The sequence below is a fragment of the Chryseobacterium sp. S90 genome (assembly GCF_047444895.1).
Classification (GTDB): domain Bacteria; phylum Bacteroidota; class Bacteroidia; order Flavobacteriales; family Weeksellaceae; genus Chryseobacterium.
Window position 1 is genome coordinate 1,484,350 of record NZ_JBLGCX010000001.1, and the last position, 15,767, is coordinate 1,500,116.

General features: G+C 36.3%; 18 protein-coding genes and 1 tRNA gene. 12 read left to right on the plus strand and 7 right to left on the minus strand.

The genetic code is table 11. The features are described 5' to 3' along the window. Positions 1-61: 61 nt before the first annotated feature. The 3 genes from ACLMCG_RS06800 to ACLMCG_RS06810 form a co-directional block, all read right to left on the minus strand. Positions 62-196: a hypothetical protein gene (locus ACLMCG_RS06800; RefSeq protein ID WP_262904078.1), complete on the minus strand. Its 135-nt coding sequence runs from the start codon at positions 194-196 to the stop codon at positions 62-64. A gap of 63 nt (positions 197-259) precedes the next feature. Continuing rightward, positions 260-1,279 carry a helix-turn-helix transcriptional regulator gene (locus tag ACLMCG_RS06805; RefSeq protein ID WP_413959279.1) on the minus strand — a complete coding sequence of 340 codons (1,020 nt, stop codon included), beginning with the start codon at positions 1,277-1,279 and terminating at the stop codon, positions 260-262. Positions 1,280-1,349: 70 nt separating this feature from the next. Next, positions 1,350-1,685: a HopJ type III effector protein gene (locus tag ACLMCG_RS06810; protein ID WP_413959280.1), complete on the minus strand. Its 336-nt coding sequence runs from the start codon at positions 1,683-1,685 to the stop codon at positions 1,350-1,352. A gap of 153 nt (positions 1,686-1,838) precedes the next feature. Between ACLMCG_RS06810 and ACLMCG_RS06815 the strand changes: the two genes are divergently transcribed. The 4 genes from ACLMCG_RS06815 (at position 1,839) to ACLMCG_RS06830 (ending at position 6,816) form a co-directional block, all read left to right on the plus strand. Beyond that, complete coding sequence (locus ACLMCG_RS06815) at positions 1,839-3,221, plus strand: RtcB family protein (RefSeq protein WP_413959281.1); 1,383 nt, start codon at positions 1,839-1,841, stop codon at positions 3,219-3,221. A gap of 99 nt (positions 3,222-3,320) precedes the next feature. Further along, positions 3,321-3,431: transfer RNA gene (locus ACLMCG_RS06820), tRNA-OTHER, on the plus strand. Between the two features lie 240 nt (positions 3,432-3,671). Next, the gene (locus tag ACLMCG_RS06825) at positions 3,672-5,426 is read left to right on the plus strand and encodes a hypothetical protein (protein ID WP_413959282.1); all 1,755 of its coding nucleotides are present in this window, start codon (positions 3,672-3,674) and stop codon (positions 5,424-5,426) included. Positions 5,427-5,592: 166 nt separating this feature from the next. Beyond that, positions 5,593-6,816 (plus strand): hypothetical protein, encoded by a 1,224-nt coding sequence (locus ACLMCG_RS06830; protein ID WP_223600495.1) that lies wholly within the window; start codon positions 5,593-5,595, stop codon positions 6,814-6,816. 68 nt (positions 6,817-6,884) lie between these two features. On the opposite strand, the gene ACLMCG_RS06835 is transcribed toward ACLMCG_RS06830, so the two are convergent. Genes ACLMCG_RS06835 through cobT form a run of 3 tightly spaced genes read right to left on the minus strand, consistent with a single transcriptional unit; the run spans position 6,885 to position 9,211 of the window. Beyond that, positions 6,885-7,439, minus strand: coding sequence for a histidine phosphatase family protein (locus ACLMCG_RS06835; RefSeq protein ID WP_413959283.1), 555 nt, complete (start codon positions 7,437-7,439; stop codon positions 6,885-6,887). Further along, the gene (locus ACLMCG_RS06840) at positions 7,424-8,206 is read right to left on the minus strand and encodes an adenosylcobinamide-GDP ribazoletransferase (RefSeq protein ID WP_413959284.1); all 783 of its coding nucleotides are present in this window, start codon (positions 8,204-8,206) and stop codon (positions 7,424-7,426) included. The genes ACLMCG_RS06835 and ACLMCG_RS06840 overlap by 16 nt, the downstream gene beginning before the upstream one ends. Further along, on the minus strand, positions 8,207-9,211 hold the full coding sequence (cobT, locus tag ACLMCG_RS06845; protein WP_413959285.1) for a nicotinate-nucleotide--dimethylbenzimidazole phosphoribosyltransferase: 1,005 nt from the start codon (positions 9,209-9,211) through the stop codon (positions 8,207-8,209). It abuts the gene before it with no gap. Positions 9,212-9,487: 276 nt separating this feature from the next. Between cobT and ACLMCG_RS06850 the strand changes: the two genes are divergently transcribed. From ACLMCG_RS06850 to ACLMCG_RS06870, 5 genes are read left to right on the plus strand one after another with little or no spacing between them, the layout of a single operon-like run. Then, positions 9,488-10,234, plus strand: coding sequence for a DNA polymerase beta superfamily protein (locus tag ACLMCG_RS06850; protein WP_413959286.1), 747 nt, complete (start codon positions 9,488-9,490; stop codon positions 10,232-10,234). A 41-nt stretch (positions 10,235-10,275) separates the two neighbouring features. Beyond that, a complete protein-coding gene (locus ACLMCG_RS06855) occupies positions 10,276-11,007 on the plus strand; it encodes an ATP-grasp domain-containing protein (protein WP_413959287.1) in 732 nt (243 codons plus the stop codon). Between the two features lie 4 nt (positions 11,008-11,011). Further along, positions 11,012-11,446: an AAA family ATPase gene (locus tag ACLMCG_RS06860; RefSeq protein WP_413959288.1), complete on the plus strand. Its 435-nt coding sequence runs from the start codon at positions 11,012-11,014 to the stop codon at positions 11,444-11,446. Further along, on the plus strand, positions 11,436-12,197 hold the full coding sequence (locus ACLMCG_RS06865) for a tRNA(His) guanylyltransferase Thg1 family protein (RefSeq protein ID WP_413959289.1): 762 nt from the start codon (positions 11,436-11,438) through the stop codon (positions 12,195-12,197). Before ACLMCG_RS06860 ends, ACLMCG_RS06865 begins: the two co-directional genes overlap by 11 nt. A 53-nt stretch (positions 12,198-12,250) precedes the next feature. Then, positions 12,251-13,351 (plus strand): DNA polymerase beta superfamily protein, encoded by a 1,101-nt coding sequence (locus ACLMCG_RS06870; RefSeq protein WP_413959290.1) that lies wholly within the window; start codon positions 12,251-12,253, stop codon positions 13,349-13,351. A gap of 123 nt (positions 13,352-13,474) precedes the next feature. Here the strand turns inward: ACLMCG_RS06870 and ACLMCG_RS06875 are convergent, their stop codons facing one another. Continuing rightward, positions 13,475-13,816 (minus strand): TfoX/Sxy family protein, encoded by a 342-nt coding sequence (locus ACLMCG_RS06875; RefSeq protein WP_413959291.1) that lies wholly within the window; start codon positions 13,814-13,816, stop codon positions 13,475-13,477. A 168-nt stretch (positions 13,817-13,984) separates the two neighbouring features. Between ACLMCG_RS06875 and ACLMCG_RS06880 the strand changes: the two genes are divergently transcribed. The 3 genes from ACLMCG_RS06880 to ACLMCG_RS06890 all read left to right on the plus strand — a co-directional run bounded on the left by ACLMCG_RS06880 (position 13,985) and on the right by ACLMCG_RS06890 (position 15,765). Next, positions 13,985-14,500, plus strand: coding sequence for a DUF2975 domain-containing protein (locus ACLMCG_RS06880; RefSeq protein WP_309875052.1), 516 nt, complete (start codon positions 13,985-13,987; stop codon positions 14,498-14,500). A gap of 1 nt (position 14,501) precedes the next feature. Beyond that, positions 14,502-14,705, plus strand: a complete 204-nt coding sequence (locus ACLMCG_RS06885) for a helix-turn-helix domain-containing protein (RefSeq protein WP_002980904.1) — start codon at positions 14,502-14,504, stop codon at positions 14,703-14,705. Between the two features lie 187 nt (positions 14,706-14,892). Further along, entirely contained in the window at positions 14,893-15,765 is an 873-nt protein-coding gene (locus ACLMCG_RS06890) for an ABC transporter ATP-binding protein (RefSeq protein WP_413959292.1), read from the plus strand. The last annotated feature ends 2 nt before the right edge of the window (positions 15,766-15,767 follow it).

Below are 15,767 nucleotides of genomic sequence, written 5' to 3' on the forward strand. Positions count from 1 at the left end.
AGACTGTACCTAGTTATGACAGTCTCTTTTCAATAATTTTAAATTTTAACTACTTTTACGTTTAAGCCGTAATCTGCTTTGGCTTTTCATTCTGATCATCTTTTTTATCAAGTTTCTCAGATATTTTTTTTACAATATATTCTATCGCTATGGGTGCCAGGATTGCAATTAATGCTTTAAATATTCTTGATTTCATAAACTTAATTTTGTGTGTTTAAATAATGCAATTTCCAAGCCAAGATAAAAATAACCAGGAAGTTTAATTTTCATCAGGAACAATAAGACTTTGATAGTTTTTACGACCAGCATTGAACTTTTCTTCCATTTTCACTCTCAATTTACGGGGTTTATGAACAATCAGACTGTCCCCAAACCCAAGCAGCAATCTTTCTAATTCAAAATTGATCTGAACACATATTTTAAATAAGGTTCCATCCTCATCTTCCCGGATGATCTCCTGGCTTTTGTGAAGTGGTTTGGTCTTCACATAAGGAGCATTTCCTGAATCTACCCAGAAGATTACATTCCTTGGGTCCATTGACTCTGAAACTGTAACTCCTACAATATCTTTGAAGTATTCGTCTCCATCCAGATCTTTATCAATATACGGAAGGCTTTCATCTGTTTCAATACTTTCCATCCTGTCCAGTGCCAGATTGTACATTTTCTGTTTATAAAGACAGATCAGAAACCAACGGTTGTTGAATTCCTTCAATAGCTGCGGGTGTACAGTAAATATATTGGATTCTCTTGCTGTAAAGCTTTTGTAAAGAATCTTCAGTACTTTTTTATTCGCGATACTTTCGTATAGAATATCGATATGTTCCAATCCTTTCAGCTGTTCATTTTTATCCAGGTGAATGATTGATTTCTGATTGGTTGCATGAATTGAGTCTTCCAGTTTCTGGATAACCCCATTCATCTCTTTGAACATGGAAAAGTCCTTAAACTGTTTTAAAATCTGGACTGCATTGTTCATGGCCTTCAGGTCACTTTCATTCACAGAGATGTTATGAATACTGTATTCCGGATCACTGTAACGGTAATATTTTCTTTCGTATACTTCAATAGGAGCTTCATACCCGAATTTTTCACTCCGCATATTCTGAAGATCAAGCTGAACTGTTCGTTTACTTACATAAGATTCTTTTCCTTCAAATTCAAATAATGCTTCCGAACATTCGTCAATGAGATCTTCCAGCGTATATTTCCTGTATTTATTTTTAAGACACTTATCTAATGTTTTATATCGGATCAGAGCGTTTTTATTGGATGACATACCTTAGTGTTTAATGATTGGTGTTGTTAAATAAGCTGTTCACTTATTCATTTTTGCTCTTTTCTAAAAGTTATTTTTCCTTTAAAGCATTTTCGTCAAAAGTAATTCCCTCCCAACCGAATTTGATAAAGTTTCGGATATTCTGGTGATCATCTCCCTCCGGATTTTTCAAAACATCATCTCTATAAAATTCTCCAAAAAGCCAAAGCGTCTCTTCTTTCGTCAAATCCTGAATACTCGCGAAGCTGAATACTTTACACGAACCATTGTTCTGCCCTGCCTGATTGGTAGTATCTCCGTTTTGAAAAGCTGTAGGAGTAAAATCATAATGTTCATCAATGTAAGTGATAACATCACCAAACTGAATAGTTTCCGGGAAATGTTTTAATTGTTCTAATAGTACCATAAACCTTGTTTTTTAATTATATATTATTGACGAATCTACAAACCTGTTTTTTTCGACTTGATAAAACTTTTGTAAAAATAATTAAAATTTCTTTATCTACGCAAAACTATTGCGCAATAATAATATTACTTTGCATCATCAAAATGAAACAAAATGGAATTTAATGGAAATCATTTAATCGAATTAGGATATAGACCAGCAAAATGGTTTAAAGATGCTATTAGCTATATCAATGAGAATAGCCTGAATGAACATCAGATTGCAGAATATCTGGCACAGTTCAAACAGCCGGATCTTGTTCCTCTTCATGAAACGGCTAAAGATTTTGTGATCAACATCCGTGCAGAACACGAAAGTGAAAATGATAATGTGGAAAAAGTAATCAAAACCATGAAAGTGCTGATGAAAACTCCTACTCTCATTGGTGGTGCAATAATGCCTGATGCCTGTCCTACAGGTCCTGAAGGTCAGATTCCGGTAGGAGGTGTGGTCATTGCCAAGAATGCCATTCACCCAGGATTCCATAGCGCTGATATTTGTTGTTCTGTGATGCTGACGGATTTTGGAAAAACCAATCCTAAAGAGGTTCTGGATGCTGCACATTCTGTAACACACTTCGGATATGGAGGAAGACCAAGAGGTGAACAAATGCCCATGTCTCAGGAACTGATGGATGCTTTCAGAGAAAATGAATTCTTAAATGATGAAAAACTGATCAGCATTGCCCGTTCTCATATGGGAACCCAGGGAGACGGAAACCATTTCCTGTTCGTAGGAATTTCCAAAAACACAGGAAATACGATGATGGTAACACATCACGGATCCAGAGCTCCGGGAGCGGCTTTATATGATAAAGGAATGAAAACAGCCAACCGTTTCAGACAGGAAATCTCTCCTGAAACGCTGAGAGAAAATGCATGGATTCCTTATGATACTGAAGAAGGTAAATCTTACTGGGAAGCGCTTCAGCTGATCAGACAATGGACAAAAGAAAACCATACTTCCCTTCATGACGCAGTTTTGAATAAGCTGGAAATAGAAAAGGAAAACAGATATTGGAATGAGCATAACTTCGTTTTCAAGGATGGTGATCTGTTCTACCATGCAAAAGGAGCAACGCCTCTGGATGATAAATTCATGCCTGATATTACGGGACCAAGACTGATTCCATTGAATATGGCAGAACCTGTATTGATTGTGCAGGGAAAAACGAACGAAAGAAACATAGGTTTTGCACCACATGGAGCCGGAAGAAACTTTAGCAGAAGCCAGCATAAGAGATCTTTAGCTCATAAAACAACTGAAGAAATTTTCAACGAGGAAACAGAAGGATTAGATATCCGTTTCTACTCTAATGAGATTGATATTTCTGAACTTCCGAGTGCTTATAAAAGTGCTAAGAACGTAAGAGCGCAGATTGAAGAATATGGGCTTTGCGAAGTTCTGGATGAAGTGATGCCGTATGGATGTATCATGGCGGGAGACGTGCAGAAGAATGCTCCATGGAAGAAAAAGAAGAAATTCAGAAAAGCATAATTTTTAATTTAATATAAACCTTACAGGTTTTCAAAAACTAATAACCAGCCTTGCAGGTATAAAAGCCTGTAAGGTTCATGAAAACTTTTTATAACGGCAGGGGCAGTAGCTCAGATGGTAGAGCAACAAAATTACTTTTCGCTGCAGGCAACTAAAGTTCCTATAAATCGCCAGGATTGTGGGTCACAGGTTCGAGTCCTGTCTGCTCCTCAATACAATGAAAATGTTTACATTGACCTATTCATTTTCATTAGTTAAAAAAATCAGGCAAAGAAAGTTCCTATATTTCCAGATTTACTTTCCGCCTTTTTACAAATTATAAGGCAAAGGGAGTTCCTATATTTTTTTGGATAAATTACTCCCCGCTTTTTATAAACTATAGGTAAAAGGAGTTCCTATACCCTTCACTTTTAATGAATCTACTCCTCACTTATTTTTTAAACTAAAACAATGAAAACACTACAATTATTCAATGCGGTATTGGCCAAAGAATCAAATGCAGAGCCATTTATTTCTAATGACGGCTTTGTTATTGAACCTAATGCAGTTTGGGCAAAAAATGAGATCATCTCTTATTACGCAAAAGAAAAACTGAATGGAAATGATTTGAATAAAACTTTCCATAAATCCTGGGAGAAAATAAGAAACACTTCCAGAACTGAATTGTTTTTTGAACAGATCAGACACTATATTTCAACCTATGGAAGTAATTTTCAAAATGAAATTTACATTCCTAAAGAAATATTGAATGTTCCTGATACAAAGTTGATTTTTAAAGTCATTAAAGCTTGTACAGTAGAAGAAATGCAGGAAAAATGCCTTTCTCTTCTGAAGTCCGGTATTGCTTTAAAAGAAGAAACCATTGATGATTTGCTGTATATTCTGCATACGGAACTGGAATATGATTTCACAGGAAAAGAAAACATCAGAAATAAAGAAGCCATTATCAAAATAGCCGATTTGTACGACATCTATCCTGAAAATCCTGTTGAGTTTTTCCGTTATGTCATTTATAAAACGACCCATACAACGCTTTTAATCAAAAACGATGAATTGATTGGTTTAATTAAGCAAAGTAATTTTAACCCAACCTATTTGTTTGAAAGCTTTGGAATGGAAAAAATGGCAGAAATTTTCAATAGATTCAAGCCATTATTCCTTGCTTATAAAAACAGAGCCCCGAAATCCATTAATAAGATTTCAAAGCTTTCTAAAGTAAACCATAAGCCATTGGTCTCAAACCCATTGAATGATGCTACAAATACATTGCTGGAAAACAGCGATTGGCATTGGCTGGAAAATGCGACACCGTTTGCATTATTTAAAGCATTGTCAGCTTGTTACTCAAGAATGTACGGTCAGGATACTTTTGTCTATAGAGTCAGAAACGGAAAATCATGGACTAAAAAAGGTAAAGAAACTTATGTGAATCAATTCAACTATGATTTTATTTTAGATTTTCTGAAACTGAAATATGAAAACCTTTCCGGAAAGAAATTCTATTTCCCTGAGAATGTAGAATTTGCATTGCCAACTTCTGAAAAAATGTTTGTTGGAAATATTCCTACCGGAACCCGTTTTTATGGTGAAAGACTGGCAGTAGGTATTTATTGGGAAAATCAATGGGGAGCCAATGACCTTGACCTTTCAGGATTAAATATCGCTGGAAAAATAGGCTGGAATGCGGCTTATAATCACGGTGATGGACAATTGATGTATTCCGGAGATATGACATCTGCTCCCAACGGTGCTGTCGAATATCTTTATGCCAATAAAGGACATTGTGCACCAACACTTGTCATGAACAACGTTTTCAGCGGAGATGCCAATTGTGGATATAAAATCGTGATCGGAAAAGGAGATAACATTTCTTACGATTATATGATGAATCCGAACAATCTCTTTGCTGAAGCGAAATGTAATTCTGTTCAGAAGCAAATGATTCTGGGAATGCTGGTAACAAAAAACGAAAAGCAATGTTTCGTACTATTGAATTTCGGAGCCGGACATTCTCATGTTTCAGGAAATAGTCAGGTTTCAATGATGGCTACAAGCGCATTGTATCAGCAATGGTACGAAGCGATGTCTTTCAATGAACTTGTAAAAGAGCTTGGAGCAGAGATTACCACAGAAAAGTCCGAGGCTGACTTTGATTTTTCACTGGAAAGCCTGGAAAAAGATAGTTTTATCAGGATTTTTAAATAAATCCATTACGCCATCTGATTGTATCGGGTGGCGTTTTAACCGTTAACTCACCTCATAAAACAGCCTCATTAACCGTACATTACCGTTTTTAAATAATGATATTATTTTTTATATATTTGCCAACTTTAAAATTTATAAAACTAATAATCTAAAAAAACAAACACTTATGAAAAGAAATTTATTCGTGAAAAATTTTTTATTTTTCTTCTTATTCCTTGTGGCCGCTTCTTGTGGATCTGACGGTGGCAGGGATGATGATAATGGCACAAACAACAATGCTAGTACCTCTCCAAAAGTAGTAACCGGTAAACCTTCTTTCAGCAATGCACAATTCAAATTTGCAGGCACGGTAACCTCTTCCGGATCGGGATATTCAAGACGCGGATTCTGCTGGGCAAAGAATATCAATCCTACCATCAGCAATTCAAAACTGATTGAAGAGTATACTAATACAACAGGAGATTATCAGCTTACAGCAACTTACAGTACTGATTTTGAAAAGTCGACAACCTATTATGTAAGGGCATATATAGCAGCTAATAATGGAGATATTATTTATGGAGATAACGTAACATTCGTTACGCCTGCAAAGATGGATATTACTTTCAAAATGGCTAAGGCAATATATACAACATCAGCTACTTTAAGTACTGATGATATTTCGGTAAATTATCTTGAAGCCTTCTATCCTGATGAAAAAGGATTCTGCTACAGAACGAGTACCGGAGTAAATATATCGAATGGCCAAATCATCAAAATATCAAATCCTAATAATTATTCAGCATACGAACTGGAAGCTACGGCATTACTTCCGAACACTACTTATTACGTGAGATCTTATGTAAAAGAAGGTGCACAGGTATATTATTCGGACGAAAAAACATTTAAAACAGCGGGTGCTATTGGTGCTTCAGGGGGATATGTTTTTTATGATAAGGGAGAGTTTACGGACGGCTGGAGATATTTGGAAGCTGCACCTGCTAACCTTACTTATAACGGATCTGATAAAATCAAATGGGGATGTTCATTTAATATCATTAATCAGACTCAGGCTGTAATGGGATCAGGGCCTGCCAATACAACAAGAATTATTTCTCAATGTTCTGATGCCAATTGTGCTGCCAGATTATGTGCTAATTATACTGTAAATGGTGTTGGTAACTGGTTTTTACCATCTGAAGAAGAATTAATGGCATTCTATAAAAGCTCTAAGAATGTTTACAACATTGCATCAAACCCATGGAATGATGTATCTCAAAAGTATTATTGGAGCTCTACCGAAATACCGGGTGGTAATACAGCAAGAATTCTGGATGGATATGCTGGTTATATGTGGGAATATAATAAAGATTACAACATGGTAAGGGTAAGACCCTTCAGAAGATTTTAAAATATTTTATAATAGAAAAACCGCTATTCTTAGCGGTTTTTCTATTATAATGAGAATGTCAAATGACTCTATATGTTCATTTTTTTAACAGAAAAGATTCCTTTATCCAAATTAACAATCACTTTTTTTCCGTAATCAATCTGAACAATAAACATATTCTCCAGCGGAAACTGAAGCACTGCCTGAAGCATCAAACGAATGACTCCAGCATGGGTAATGATGAGAACCTTATCTACATCGTTTTTCTGAATGAGTTCATTCCAAAAGCTGAAAACACGAGCCTGCATTTCAACGAGATTTTCTCCGCCAGTAGCTTTGATATTGACAAAATCTTTATACCACGGATTGATTTCCTCTTCAGGAATATCAATCCATTTTTTCATTTCCCAGTTCCCAAAATTCATTTCGCGGAGTCTTTCATCTGTTTGATAATCCAATTTAAAATAATCGGCAAGAAGACAGCATCGTTTAGAAGGACTTGAGACAACGATATCATAATCATCATCTATCTCTAATCTATTAAAATCTTCAGGATAATCTTTTCTTAAAGGCATTTCAGCAAAACCATAACACAAGTTCTCCGGATTTTCTACAGCAGTATGACGGATTAAATGAATTTCCATGTGACCATTGTTCCTAAGTAAAATAAAACTTCACAAACCTGCTGTACAGATCCCAGACAGTCACCTGTGTAACCGCCAATATGCTTTTTAAAATACCATCCCATATATATTTTACCTAAATAGGCCAGCGCAAAAGCGAAAATCAACCGCCAGTCCGGAATCAGGGCAAAAGCAATTAAAACACTGATAAATCCTACCAGCAAAGCCATTCCATCCAAAGGTTTATTGGCCAAAGGTTTTGATTTGCTGACATCAATATCGGTAACGTATTGGTGAGTATAAATCATAGTTCCCGAAATAAACCGGCTTACTGTATGCGCTAAAACAATGATGGCGAGAACTTTTACCGGTGCTATTATTCCCAAAGCCTGAATGCTGTAAAATTTCAATGCGAACAGCAGAATAATTCCAATGGTTCCATATGCTCCTACCCGGCTGTCTTTCATAATGGTCAGAATTTTTTCCTTTCCATATCCGCCTCCGAAACTATCACACATATCTGTGAAACCATCTTCATGAAACGCTCCGGTCAGCAAAACACTGGAGATCATCATTAAAACAATTCCTATTTCCAAATTAAAAAGCACTGTGGAAAAATACAGAACCACAGCATTGATGAGTCCTATCACTAATCCAACCCAGGCAAAATACTTTTGGGATTTGTTCATAATCTCACTGGAATATGGAATGCTAAACGGAACCGGAATTCTTGTGAAAAACATTAATGCCGTTGCAAAGTAAATCAATTCATTTTTTATGGCTTTCATTTAATCTTTATTTGATACCTGCGCTCCCTCAAAACTCGACATTTCATTCAGGAAATTAACGGCACTTTGAATAATCGGATAGGCCAATGCACAGCCTGTTCCCTCCCCAAGACGCAGATTCAGATTGAGAATGGCCTGTTCTCTCATTAATCCCAACAATTGAGGATGGGCATTTTCATTGCTTACATGACAGAAAATACAGTTGTTCAGAATTTCAGGATTCTTTTTCCAGACCGTGGCTACCGCTACCGTTGCAATAAATCCGTCTACCATGATCAGCATATTATGATGATAAGCTTCTTCGATGGCACCAATTATTTGTACGATTTCTAATCCTCCGAAGGTTTGTGCAATTTCATCTTCAGTCATTTCAAACGGATATTTATCTATCGCTTTTGTTAAAATACCGATCTTATTCTGTAATTGATGGTCATTCAATCCTGTTCCACGTCCGATGCAATTGGTAATCGGAATGTCAAACAGTTTACTCATCATCAATGAAGAAGCGGAAGTATTCCCGATTCCCATTTCGCCAAAACCAATAATATTGCAGCCTTTTCCTGCAATTTCAGACACCACAGACTTCCCATTTTTAAGGGCCTGATAATATTCTTCTGAAGTCATTGCCGGTTCTTCCAGAATATTACGGCTGGACTTTCTGACTTTCTTGTGAATCAGATTCAAGTCTGGAGGAAAATCAAAATTCACTCCGGCATCTACCACTTTAATTTTAATTCCATTCTGTCTGCAAAAAACATTGATGGCCGCTCCTCCACCCAGGAAATTCATCACCATCTGATAGGTTACCTCCTGTGGATAAGCACTTACACCCGCTGTAGCAATTCCATGGTCAGCTGCAAAAACTACCATATGGGGATTCAATAGCTGTGGTGAAGTGGTTTTCTGAACCATTCCTATTTTATGGGCAAGATGTTCCAGATGTCCTAATGCGCCTAAAGGTTTTGTCTTAAAATCAATTTTATGCTGTAATTCTGATGATAACATGGATGTTGATAGTTATGTTAAATGGAAAAGTGCAATATTAGTAAAATAGAAAGTATGTTGTATCGTTTGTCTATAGTTTTTATAAGATGGAAGCTGGGAGCTGGAAGTAAGAAGAAGAAATTTCCCACATCATTCTCAAACTCTCCCACACAAAGTCATCAACCCGAAACTCTCACCCCGCAACTCGAATCCCGTAACTCAAAATTCTCCAACTCAAAACCCTACGTAAGAACATTGCGCACTAGTCTTTTTACTTTGTAACATAAATAAAAAACAATGACACCAAAAATACTTGAAAAAATAAAAGAAGTTGAAGCAACACGGGGCGTAAAAGTCCTTCTTGCGGTAGAATCAGGGAGCAGAGCTTGGGGTTTTGCGTCTCCTGACAGTGATTATGACATACGTTTTATATACCGTCATGAAAAAGACTGGTATCTTTCTCCCTGGGATAAGGATGAAACGATAGAATTTATGACAGAAGATGATCTGGACGGTTCCGGCTGGGATTTGAGAAAGACCTTTCATCTTTTGCTAAAGTCGAATGCGGCATTACTGAGCTGGTTCTACTCTTCTATCGTCTATAAAGCAGATGAAAAATTTGTGGAACTGTTCAGGCCTTTAGCAGATTCTTGTTTTTCTCCGATAGCGGTTTCTTATCATTATTTAAGCATGAGCAAAAAATATCTGGAAGCCTGCAGAAGTGATGAAGTAAAATTAAAAAGTTACTTTTATTGCTTACGAACGACATTAACAGGAAAATGGATCATAGAAAAAGGAACAGTTCCTCCGGTGTTATTTAGTGATCTGCTTGTTTTAACAGATGATACAACCAGACGAAAAATAGAAGATCTTGTCGCCTTAAAAGCAACCAAGGGAGAATCTTATTACCACCCGAACGATTGGGAATTGTTTGATTTTCTTGAGAAAACAATCGCTAAGAATGAGGAAAAAGCAAAAGACTTGTCAGGAGGAAAGATAGATAAGGCTGAGATGGAGAGGGTTTTTAGAGAGATATTAAAATAGAAGTATAAAAATCTTATTTTGTTTAACAATTAAAAAAACTGATGAAAAATATAATCGCGCTCTCCCCCATGTATACGGAGGACAGCAACAATTTGAAAAAAGCATCGCTCAACTCATCGTATGTACTGAGCCGTTTTAATGCAAAATGGAACGTTCCTGAAGAATTTCGAGCGGATGTAATATCAGTATATGGGGAGGATATTTACGCAGAAATTGTTTCCGAACAGTGCGATCTTACATTACTTAAATCTGCTGATGACTGGTTAAATCACATCGATGAGTCATTTACTCAACGTAAAATTTCCTATGGTCAACTAAAAGACTTTATCAAAGAAGAAAATATTTTTATTAAATGTTCTGACTTTAAAACTTTTAAAGCAGGTGTTTATCAGAAAGTAAATGATATTAAAGGCTTTGATTCTTTGGACCAGAACATCACTGTTTTCACTTCTGAAGTGGTAGAATGGGAACTTGAAGTGAGATGTTTTGTTTTAAATAATAAAATTAAAACTCATTCATCCTATTGGAGAAACAATGTTTTTGACACCAATATGCTTTCGGAAAAAGAACAGAAAGATATGTTTAGCTTTTTTGAATCTTTTATCCAAAAGTACTCTTCTACACTGCCCCCTGCCATTGTGCTGGATTTCGGTATTATAAAAGGAAAAGGCTGGGCCTTGATTGAAGCTAACCCTGCATGGTGTTCCGGATTATATGCTTGTGATGCGGAAAAAGCTTTGGAAGTAATTGTGAATAGTTGTATCAAAAATTAAGATTATGGAAATGAATATTTTCATTGGGATTCCTGCAAGTGGAAAAAGTTCCTTTTACAAGGAGCTTTTTTTCAATTCACATATCAGAATCAGCATGGATTTACTGAATACACGAAACAAAGAAAGAAAATTACTCCAGTATTGCTTCGAAACACAATCAAAGATAGTCATTGATAATACGAATGTAACTAAAGAAAGCCGTAAAAAATACATTGAATTTGCTCAACAAAATAAATATGAAGTTATTGGATATTACTTTGAAAGCAACATTCAGGATTGTATGGAACGAAATAAAAACAGAAAAGATTCCATTAACGAAATCGGAATAAAGTCAAAATACAAAGAACTGGAAAAACCTTTATTTGAAGAAGGTTTTGATAAAATATTCAGGGTAAAAATTGTGGATCACAAATTTGAAATCAACGATTATGAAATTTGAAGAAATTGAAGCTTTAATGCGAAGAAATGAAAGTCTTTCGGAACAGTATGTTCTCCCGGAGAATTTTATTGTTGTGAGATTAGACGGAAGAGGATTTACAAAACTCACCAAAGAGAAACTATCGCTTGAAAAGCCATTTGACAAGAAGTTCAGCGAGATAATGGTAGATGCGACAAAACATCTTTTTAACATTGGATTTAAGGTCATCTACGGTTATACTCAAAGTGATGAAATTTCTCTGTTGATTCATAAAGATGATAATACTTTCAGCAGAAAAATAAGAAAAATCAATTCTGTACTGGCAGGGGAAGTGAGCGCTTTTTTCAGTCTGCAGTTTCAGGAAATCTGTGTTTTTGACTGCCGGACAATTACTATTCCTAATCTCGAAATGCTGCTGGATTATTTTTGCTGGAGACAGGAAGATTCTCACAGAAACTCTCTTTCTGCTTATTGTTACTGGACGTTGAGAAAAAATGGATTTAATGCAAAGCAGGCTACGGAAAAAATTGAAACGTTATCTATGGCTGATAAAAACGAATTACTTTTCCAATATGGTATTAATTACAATACTCTTCCCCTATGGCAAAAACGCGGTATAGGAATTTGGAATAAAGAAGTGAAAAAACAAAGTTTCAATCCTGTCACTAAAGAACCTGTTGTTTATTTGAGAAACGAACTGTTTGTTGAAAAAGAATTGATGATTCGTGATGAATATAGAGTCTTTTTAAAAGAAATTTTTGATACATTTTAATTTTTGAATTTCACTTAATACACCACAATTATTCAAAAAACACTATAAAAATCATGACCATCCAAGATCTAAAAAATAAAAACCTCATCCTCTTCGAAGCTATTTCCGGAAGCCGGGCTTTTGGGCTGGCAACGGAGAATTCTGATACGGATATCCGTGGGGTGTATTATCTGCCGAAGGAAGATTTCTTTGGTCTGAATTACATTCCGCAGGTTTCCAACGAGACCAATGACATTACGTATTATGAAATCGGGAGGTATGTAGAACTGCTGCAGAAAAACAATCCTAATATTCTTGAAATTCAGGCAAGTCCGGAAGAGTGTATTCAATATAAACATCCGTTGATGGATCTTCTGAAAACTGAAGATTTCCTGTCAAAACTATGCAAAGATACTTTTGCAGGCTATGCTGTTTCCCAGATCAAAAAGGCTAAAGGTCTCAATAAAAAGATTATAAATCCTATTGATAAAGAAAGAAAATCTATCCTGGATTTCTGTTTTATCCTTGATGGACAGGGTTCTGTACCGTTGAAAAAATGGCTTCTCGAATTCCCTTCCTCTGGAGAAGTGTCCGAAGGAAGAGGTGGTTCACAGGAAAAATGCGGATTAATCAACATTGACCATACAAAAGGAATATATGCTTTATTTTATGATGAATCGGAAACATTGGGATATAAAGGTGTTATGCAGAATGAAGAGGCCAATCAGGTTTCTGTGTCGTCCATTCCTAAAGATGAAAAGCCGGTCGCTTATCTGTTCTGTAACCTTGATGCCTATTCTGTTTACTGCAAAGATTACAGAGAATATTGGAAGTGGGTGGCTGAGCGTAATGAAGACCGCTATAATGTCAATCAGACTCACGGGCAAAATTACGACAGCAAAAACATGATGCACACTATCAGACTCCTGCAGTCCTGTGAGCAGATTTTTAAAACCAGTTCACTGACGATCCGAGTAGAAAACCGGGACGATCTATTAGATATTAAAGCTGGCAACCAATCTTATGAAAGTGTAATGCAAAAGGCAGAAAATCTTATACAGTCAATAGAAAAACATTATTCAACATCCAGTCTTACTGACGGGCCGGATCTGGAAAAAACAACAAAAATCTTAATTCAGATCAGGGAAAAACTTTATCATAATGATGAATTATAAATGATGAGTGATGAATGTGGGATTGTGAACTCCATCACTCCCACTCTCCCACTCTCTTACTCTCTTACTCTCTTACTCTCAGCCTCAGTAACCCGAAACTCGCACCCCGCATCCAACTCCCACTCACTTCTTCGAAGCCTTTGCCATCGGATTATAATCCAAACAAATTCTGATCCAGTATTCAAAATCACCTGCTTTTTGAAAACCAATGGGTTCAACATAACAATATCCATTTAACTGCTTCCCTTTCATAATCATCGGCAGAAAACCTTTTTTCTCCGAAACCTCATCTTCCATTTCGGGATCATAACGGCACATCAGGTTGTCGTGACTGATGTTGATACACATTTTCCCGTTCACCAGAAAAGACAGTCCGCTGAACATTTTCTTCTCCTCAACTTCAATATTATCTACTATTGAAAGTCGTTCACGTACCCGGTCGGCAAGTTCAGTACTGTAAGCCATGATTTCTATTTTTTTATTATTTAAAATTAATTAAAAACAGTGATTATCACAATGTTTTCAGCACTTTATTCTCAGATTCCACATAAGACAAAATAAAATTTTATTTAAATTAATTATTGTTTTACGATAATTAATTATACATTTGCAATATCAATTACTCTTCGTACCATGAACCAGACCAAAATTATTTCAAAAATTTTATTTTATATCTGCTCTGTATTGTCGGCCGGATATTTAATCACTTTTGTGTATTCCTTATTCTGCCTGATCAGCGGATTTGCGGTTACACCTTATAAAGAGGGAAAGTTCCTCCACATCAATTATCCGTTTACAGAACAGCCATTTCTGAATATCGAAAACAATTATTCCTATATGATTTTTTCATTTCTGTCTGTACTCATCACTTATGGAATCTTTTTCTGGTTATCTGCCAGGGTTTTCAAAGTATTTTTCCAGCAGAAACTGTTTACTCAGGAAAACATCATTCAGCTTAAGAAATTTTACCTGTACAATATTTTTATCCCGCTTCCACTGGTGATGATCGCGAGTTTCTTTGTGGAAGTAGAAAGTATGATATGGGGACTGGTGTTTATTCACTTTATGCTTGGAATTTTCTGCCTGTTTCTTGCGAATATCTTTAAGCAAGGACTACATTTGCAAAACGAACAAGACCTATTTATTTAAAATGCCAATTATAGTCAACTTAGATGTGATGCTTGCCAAACGAAAAATGCAGAGTAAAGAATTGGCAGAAAAACTGGGTATCACACCCGTCAACCTCTCTATCCTTAAAACCGGAAAAGCCAAAGGTGTCCGCTTTGATACTCTTGAAGCCATCTGTAAAATCCTGGAATGCCAGCCGGGAGATATTCTTGAATTTAAAGAGTAGATGAGTTGCGGGATTCGGGATACGAGTTACGTATTGGAGAGTTTGAGAGTTTGAGGGTAGGTGTGTAAAAATCCCACTTCTAACCTCCAGCTAATAACTCCAAACCCTAAATTTTAAACTTTAAACTTTAAAACCTAAACTAGCTGCCGAAAGGCCGCCTGTCCTTCTATTCCCCAAACACAACGTTATGAACACATTATCAATCAACAACCTTAGTCTTACCTACAAAAATGGTTTTCAAGCTATTAAGAACATTTCTCTCGATATCAAAAACGGAATGTTCGGACTGCTTGGCCCCAACGGAGCCGGAAAGTCTTCTCTGATGAAAACCATTGTCGGGCTTCAGAAACCAACATCGGGAACGCTGCTTTTTAATGAGGTAGATATTATCAAAAATCCCGATTATATCAAACAGAATCTTGGGTTTCTACCTCAGGATTTTGGAGTGTATCCAAAAGTATCTGCTTATGATCTATTGGAACATATAGCCGTATTAAAAGGGATTACCGACAAAAATAATCGTAAAAATCAAATTCTGGGTCTTCTTGAAAAAGTCAACCTTTCTGATTTTGCTAAAAAAGAAGTACACACCTTTTCCGGAGGAATGAAACAGCGTTTCGGCGTAGCTCAGGCATTATTGGGAGATCCGAAAATTATTATTGTGGATGAGCCCACTGCAGGATTGGATCCCGAAGAACGTAACCGGTTTAATACATTGCTTAATGATATCAGCCAGGATGTGATCGTCATTCTATCCACTCATCTCGTTGAGGACGTCAGAAACCTTTGCTCAGAAATGGCAGTGATGAATCACGGACAGATCCTCAGAAAAGGAAATCCGGGAAAATTAATCGCAGAGCTGGAAAATAAAATCTGGTCAAAACCGATTGACAAAACCGAACTGGAAACCTATGGTTCCAGCTATGAAATCATCAGCAGACAGCTTCTTGAAAGAGCACATCACATTACTGTATTTTCTGAAGAATCGCCAAAAGATTTCAGTTCCGTAACTCCTTTACTGGAACACGTTTATTTCCATACGCTCACTCAAAAACCTTAATC